The organism is Nonomuraea sp. NPDC001636, from assembly GCF_040298265.1.
Classification (GTDB): Bacteria; Actinomycetota; Actinomycetes; order Streptosporangiales; family Streptosporangiaceae; genus Nonomuraea.
Genome location: NZ_JBEOZT010000073.1, coordinates 1 through 5,775 on the forward strand (window position 1 = coordinate 1; position 5,775 = coordinate 5,775).

A 5,775-nucleotide genomic window follows, 5' to 3' on the forward strand; every position below is an offset into this window, starting at 1 on the left:
TCATCCCTGACTGCGTGTACAAGGTGTACCAGGGCGGCTCGCACGGCATCGCGCTGGTGCCGGGCGACAAGGAGAAGTTCAACGCCGACCTGCTGAACTTCCTGCGCAGCTGACGGCACCCGCCGACCGGCGCGATCACCATCACCGCCCGGGGCCGCCGAACCCGGTGGGTGCCAGCGAGATCGGTGATGCGAGATCTGGATCCGCTAGGCACCCCTGGCCTCCCGGCAGCCTGGGGTGCCAGTGGCCCTCGGTCATTTCCCAGCAGGCCGGGTTTGCGCCGCCGGCGCAGCGCGCGGTCCAGGAGCGCCCCGGTCGGCTGACCTGCCGCCGCCGCGCTGCGGCGCTCGGGTCCCGATCGGTGCCTGCGTGCTGGCATGCCTGCGTACCGACATGCCTGCGTGCCGGCACTGTCGGGATGCGTGACCTCCCCCGGGGAAGGGCAGCACCAGCCCGGCCACGGGAGAGCGACACCGTATAGGCGTTACGGTCGACCAGGCCGTCGGTGCGGGCCGGATGGCCGAACACCAACCGCTTCCACGGCCCGGTCACCACCAGCGCATCGACCAGCCGCAACGGCAGCACCGTGACCGGATGGTGGCGCGAGCGGTAGGCCAGCACGTCCGGCAGCGCCTGCATCGCGGCCAGCACCCGCGCGCCCTCGGCGTTGGCCTCGAACGCGATCAGCGCGGTCAGCAGCTTCACGAACCCGGACACGGTGGCGTACTTGGTCGCCATCTCCGCCCGCCAGCCGCCGTCGTCCTCAGCGTCCGGCGGCGGCACCAGCCCGGGTCACGGTGGCCACCGCCGAACGCAGCTGAGCGCGCGGCACGACCGCGTCGATCATCGCCCACACCTCGAACAGCCGCACGTCCTCACTCCACCCCTCGGCCTCCAGCAGCACCTCCACCGCCTGGGCCAGCCAGGCCGAGGCCTTGGCCAGCCGCGGATGCTTGACGACCTTCTGCTTGTCGGCCTCCCGCTGCGCCTTGCCGATCAGCTCAGTCACCATGAGCAGGTCGAGCAGCTGCCCGCCTCGCTGATGACGATCGCGGTCGAGCGCTTCCTGGAGTCGGTGCAGGCGGCCACCACCCGCACCGGCTACGCCGAGACCCTCACCCGCCTGACCGCTGTGGCCGGCCCCACTATCCGGTCGCCGCGCTGACGCCTGAGCAGTACGCCGCGGTGATGGACCGCTGGACGACCGCGGCCGCCGCCACCTGGAGCAGGCACCCGTCCACGCTGGTCTCCTTCACCACCTGGGCCCAGCGCCAAGACCTCCTCGCGACCAACCCGGCCCGTCGCCTGGAGCGGCACACGCCCTACGAGAACGGGTGCTGTGGCGGCTCCTGTACGACACGGCCGCCAGAGCCGAGGAAATCCTCAGCCTCAACGTCGAGGACCTCGACCTGGAGTTCCGCCGCGCCCGGGTCGTCTCCAAGGGCGGCGCCCTCGAGTACGTGCACTGGGCCACCGCCACCGCCCGACTGCTGCCCCGCCTGCTGACCGGCCGCACCGCCGGGCCGGTGTTCCTGGCCGACCGGCGCGCGCCCGCCTCCGGCCGCCGCGCGCCCGCCTCCGGCGACGTCTGTCCCATCACCGGGCGGGGCCGGCTGTCCTACCCGCACGCCGAGTACCTGTTCAAGACCCGCCTCAGCCGAGCTCGACCCGCACCGGCAAGGGTGGACCTTGCATCAGCTGCGGCATTCGGCGCTGCAGCATCTCGCGCAAGCCGGCCGCACCGCGCCCGAACTGCAGGCTAAGCTTCGCTTTTAAGCGGATGAGCAGGTGATTCTCGACGGGAAACGGCCACCGCGTGATGCTCCGAGTACGACCAAGTGCCCGGAGGTGTGCGGTGGCCGTCCTTGCGAGTGTGCGCCCGCCAACGCGGTCTGACCAGACGGTGACTGAGCTGGCAGAGTTCCGGAAAGCCCTGCTGGGATGCTTCGTGCGGCGCGGCGATGCGCTGTTCGAACTGACCGACGCGGTGCTGGCCGCTGGACCAGTGCCGTCGCTGCCTCATCTGTCCCTGGAACCGCTGCATCGCCGTGGCCATGGCAGCATCTACGCCGCGCTAGCCCAGGGACGCATCAACACCGAGGCCCTGCGGGATCTGCTGGCCGCCCAGCACACCACGAGCACGCCGGTCTTCGCCATCGACGTCAGCTGCTGGCCGCGCTGCGACGCCGAATGCTCACCCGGCCGTGGCTACTACTACCATCCCAGCCGTCACTCGGCCGGAAAGCCGATCATCGCCGGATGGGCGTTCTCCTGGCTGGCCGGACTGGAGATGAGCACGAACTCCTGGACCCGGCCGCTGGACGTGCAACGCCTCCCACCGGGCACCAACATCAATGCGGTCGCAGCCGAGCAGATCCACGCTGTGCTCACTCGGCTGCCGCATCGCCACGATCCGATCCCTTTGTTCGTCTTCGACGGTGGCTATGACGGGGTCCGCCTGGCGCTCGCGGTCGCCGACGCCCCGGCGCAGTTGCTGGTGCGCATCCGCAGCGACCGTTGCTTCTACGCCGCTCCGCCCGAGGCCGCGGGCCGGGTAGGTCGGCCGCGCCGTCATGGCGCCAAGTTCACATGTGGTGATGCCACCACCTGGCCGCCGCCCTCGGCCACCTGGTTGGTTACCGACCCGCAATACGGCAACGTGCTGGTGCAAGCCTGGAGCGGGCTGCACGCCAAGACTCAGCAACACGACGGGCACGGCGGCCGCGGCCCACGCCCGATCGTGGCCGGCACGGTGATCCGTTTACAGGTCTCCGCCCTGCCCGGCCGGACTCGTAAGCCCAAGATCATCTGGCTGTGGTGGTACGGGCAGGCCGGCCTCGTGCCGGATCTGGACTTGCTGTGGCGTGCCTACGTCCGGCGCTTCGACATCGAACACACCTTCCGGTTGTGCAAGCAGACCCTGAACTGGACTCGGCCCAGGCCCCGCACTCCGGAGCAGGCCGAGCGGTGGACCTGGCTCATGCTGGCCGCCTATGCCCAGCTATGTCTGGCCCGCGCCTTCGTGACCGACCTGCGCCTACCCTGGGAGAAACCCCTGCCCACCGATCAGCTGACACCCGGCCGGGTCCGGCGCCGTTTTCGTTCCATTCACGCGCAACTCGGCACACCGGCCAGCGGACCAAAACCCTGCGGTCCCTCCCCAGGACGCCCCCGCGGCACCACTCGTGGCCCCGCACCCCGCCACCCGGCCATCAAAACCACCGGTCCAACGGCCTGACACAACACCAGGCGAGTAAAAAGCGAAGCAAAGAACTCCTAACAGAATGATCAGCGGGTGAGGCAGCACCAGGTCCTCAACTCGCTGGTGGAACCAGGGCCTGCCCTCGGCCGAGGCGTTCCTCGCCCACGAGACGGTCATTCCGGTCGGCAGCCGGGGGTGGGCGTGAGGCCGACGAGCTTGGCGAGGAAACGATCGACCTGCTCCTCCAGCGGCGGCCATGGCAGGTCGGGCTGGTTGACCCGCATCGACACAGCTCCATGAACGGCCGCCCGCAGATCCAGTGAGATCACTGCCGCGTCGTCGGCCGGGGTGAGCCCGGCGTCGATGCATCGCTGCACCGCGGCGGTGGTGCGCTCCGCCAGTTCCTGCTTGAACGACATGGCCGCCCGCTGGTTGAGCGTGCTCTCGTGCAGCACCTTGTACAGGCCGGGGTGCTGCTGGACCCACCTGCCCAGCAGCAGGACGCGGGCACGCAGCTTCCCCGCCGGATCGGCGGCACCGGTTTCGGCCTGATCGACGGCCTCCACGAGTTCGCGATGGAATCTCTCCAGGGCGGCCAGTACGAGCGTGTCCCGGTCAGCGAAGTGGATGTACACCGAGGTCGCCGCGACGCCGACTTCCCGTGCCACCGCGCGCATGGATAGGGCTTGATCGTCGCCGAGTTCGTCCAGCAGGCGCAGGGCGGCGCCGATGATGTCCTCCCGCAGCCGCTCGCCCTGGCCCCGCGGATTGCGGCCCTGCCTGCCATCGCGAGGGCTGGCCGGGGCGGAGGTGGTCTTGTCCATGGACGCCTATTGTAGGCGAACGAGCGTTGCACTACAGTCGTAGCGCTACAGTCGTTCACATATGGAGGATTTCCATGGAGAACCAGGTGAAGGCACTGGACTCGCTGTTCGCCGAGATGAGCGCCGCCACCGACCACCTGCTCTGGGACGAGATCCCGGAGCTCACCAGGCGCGAGAAGGTCCTGCTGTGCCTCACCGCCGATGTCTGCCAGCAGAGTCTCGGCCTGCCCTTCGAACAGCACGTGACGATGGCGGCCGACTCCGGTTTGTCGGCCGACGACCTGCGCGAAATGCTCCGCTTCGTCGCCTACGACAGCGGCTACCCCGCCGCCCTTGCGGCGCTCGCGCGCCTGACCGAACTGGAACGGGAGCACGCCCTGCCCTCCCCCACCGGCCAGGGCCACGAGGTGAACGCCAACGGTACGGGTAGCCCGCTCCCCAAGCCGATGCGGCAGGCCGTGGCCGCCCTCGACGCACCGTTCAGCATCTACATGGACCTGCAGTCGCGAATGCGCGCCGGCATGCGGCTGCTGTCGGTCCGTGAGCGCGCGTTCATCACGATGACCGTCGACGTGCTCTTCCAGACCCTGCAGGAAAGCTTCCGCGCCCACCTGACGCGCGCCCTCGGCGCCGGCGCCACACCGGAGGAGTCCCGTGCCGTCGTACGGTTCTCCGCGCAGTTCGGCATGACCAAGGCATGGCGCGCCATGCATGTGCTCGACACTCTGCTCATCGAACTCGGCGCCGCCGGATCTGATACGCAAGGGAGTCACTCCCGGGCCTGACCTGGAGAAACGATGCGAGTCCAAGCGGCGAAGCAAGCAGCTTCGCCGCTTGGCCGCGTGTAACGCCGTTCACGCTGACGCTTGCGGTCCTAACAAACAGGTCATCTGGTGAGGCGTCGCCAGCAGATGATGGCGGCGGCCAGGGTCATGGCCCGGCGCTCGCCGGGTAGCCCCGGTGCATTGCTGCGCCGAGGCCCCCTCAGAACCGTGCGTGCCACTCCTCGCGGCACACGGCTCAAGCAAGCCCCGAAGGGCGGTTCAGGTTCGCTGTGCTGGGCTCCTGCGTCTCCGGGCCAGGTAGCTCCGGTGGCAGGAGGCGTGAACGAGGCGGGTCTGGTCACCGTCCGGTGAGCCGGGTCGCCCGTGGTGCACGAGATAGTCGGCTGCTATCGCGCGCCGGGCGACATGCTGCCACCAGCGTGTCCATTGGTCGGGGGACTCTGGTGGCTGCTCGGCGGTCAGCAGGTGGTCTCCGCAGAGCGGGCAGCGTGCGTCCTGTCTGGTGAGCAGGCGCAACGTATACCGATCGAGTGGAGGCTTGACCCGCGTTCGCCGCCGGGCCCAATACTCGGCCAAGGCTGGGTCATCGGGGGATGCCCGGCCCAGGACGAGGGGGTGCCGGACGATGCTGGTCCAGGCGAACTTGGGCAGATAGGCGCCCGTGTCCGGGTCGCCGAACACCCACCGGTCGTTCCTGAACTTGTTGAACTTGCCGAAGTGCCGGTCGACGATCCAGCGCGTCGGTTTGTTCGGGTGGTTGTAGACGGCCCACTTGAAAGTGAGCCGCCAGACGTAGTTGTCCAGGGCGGCGAACCTCCTGGACGACACGACGTTGCGGTAGTAGGCGGCCCAGCCCCGCACGATGGGATCGAGCCGGGCGATGACCGCCTTGGCATTCGAGCCGCGCAGGCTGCGCGTCTCGGTCGCCAGTCGCAGTTTCAGCCGCTTGACCGCCGTGCTGCTC

General features: G+C 69.2%; 8 protein-coding genes. 4 read left to right on the top strand and 4 right to left on the bottom strand.

Annotated elements, in window-relative coordinates; genetic code table 11:
• Positions 1-141: 141 nt before the first annotated feature.
• Positions 142-738, bottom strand: a complete 597-nt coding sequence (locus ABT158_RS50795) for a hypothetical protein (RefSeq protein WP_352366641.1) — start codon at positions 736-738, stop codon at positions 142-144.
• A gap of 25 nt (positions 739-763) precedes the next feature.
• Positions 764-1,012 (bottom strand): hypothetical protein, encoded by a 249-nt coding sequence (locus tag ABT158_RS50800; protein ID WP_352366643.1) that lies wholly within the window; start codon positions 1,010-1,012, stop codon positions 764-766.
• A 30-nt stretch (positions 1,013-1,042) separates the two neighbouring features.
• Between ABT158_RS50800 and ABT158_RS50805 the strand changes: the two genes are divergently transcribed.
• The 3 genes from ABT158_RS50805 (at position 1,043) to ABT158_RS50815 (ending at position 3,238) form a co-directional block, all read left to right on the top strand.
• Complete coding sequence (locus tag ABT158_RS50805) at positions 1,043-1,165, top strand: hypothetical protein (protein WP_352366645.1); 123 nt, start codon at positions 1,043-1,045, stop codon at positions 1,163-1,165.
• Positions 1,166-1,334: 169 nt separating this feature from the next.
• Positions 1,335-1,763, top strand: a complete 429-nt coding sequence (locus ABT158_RS50810; protein ID WP_352366647.1) for a tyrosine-type recombinase/integrase — start codon at positions 1,335-1,337, stop codon at positions 1,761-1,763.
• Between the two features lie 140 nt (positions 1,764-1,903).
• A complete protein-coding gene (locus ABT158_RS50815) occupies positions 1,904-3,238 on the top strand; it encodes an NF041680 family putative transposase (RefSeq protein ID WP_352366649.1) in 1,335 nt (444 codons plus the stop codon).
• Between the two features lie 137 nt (positions 3,239-3,375).
• Here the strand turns inward: ABT158_RS50815 and ABT158_RS50820 are convergent, their stop codons facing one another.
• A complete protein-coding gene (locus ABT158_RS50820; RefSeq protein WP_352366651.1) occupies positions 3,376-4,026 on the bottom strand; it encodes a TetR/AcrR family transcriptional regulator in 651 nt (216 codons plus the stop codon).
• Positions 4,027-4,100: 74 nt separating this feature from the next.
• Here ABT158_RS50820 and ABT158_RS50825 point away from each other — a divergent pair, with 74 nt between their 5' ends.
• Positions 4,101-4,811: a carboxymuconolactone decarboxylase family protein gene (locus ABT158_RS50825; RefSeq protein ID WP_352366653.1), complete on the top strand. Its 711-nt coding sequence runs from the start codon at positions 4,101-4,103 to the stop codon at positions 4,809-4,811.
• 258 nt (positions 4,812-5,069) lie between these two features.
• Here the strand turns inward: ABT158_RS50825 and ABT158_RS50830 are convergent.
• The coding region (locus ABT158_RS50830) for a group II intron maturase-specific domain-containing protein (RefSeq protein ID WP_352366655.1) at positions 5,070-5,775 on the bottom strand (706 nt) is incomplete at its 5' end.